This is a genomic window from Polaribacter sargassicola, assembly GCF_021991835.1.
GTDB lineage: Bacteria > Bacteroidota > Bacteroidia > Flavobacteriales > Flavobacteriaceae > Polaribacter > Polaribacter sargassicola.
Map to the genome: position 1 here is coordinate 1 of NZ_JAHDAU010000042.1, position 438 is coordinate 438.

The window sequence follows — 438 nt, forward strand, 5'->3', positions numbered from 1 at the left end:
GACCTTCTCGGCCGCGTGCGAGGACTCGCGCTCGAGGCGCGCCTGGTGCGCGGTCAGCTCGGTGTCGATCTTCAGCCGCACCTGGTCCGCGTCGTGCTCGGCCTGCGCGGTGATGCGGGCGACATCGGCGGCGAGCTCGGCACGCTTCGACTCGGCCTCCTCGCGCGCGGCCTGCAGCAGGCGCTCGGCCTGGGCGGCGGCGTTGTGGATCAGCACGCTCGCCTGGTCCTCGGCCACGCGCAGCACGGCCTCGAACTGCTGACGGCTCTGCGGCTCGTCGACGCCCTTGGGCGCGTCGCTCAGCTCGGTCGCGAGGGTGCTCACCTGCGCGGCGGCGTCCTCGGCCTGCGCCCTGGCTGCGGCGAGCTCGTCCTCCAGCCGGGCCAGGCGAGCGTCGTTGCCGGCGACGGCGTCGGCGAGCGCACGCGCGTGGTCGGC

At 75.6% G+C, this 438-nt stretch carries 1 pseudogene; it reads right to left on the bottom strand.

Annotated elements, in window-relative coordinates:
- A pseudogene (locus KI686_RS15730) lies at positions 1-438 on the bottom strand (hypothetical protein); the annotation flags it as partial.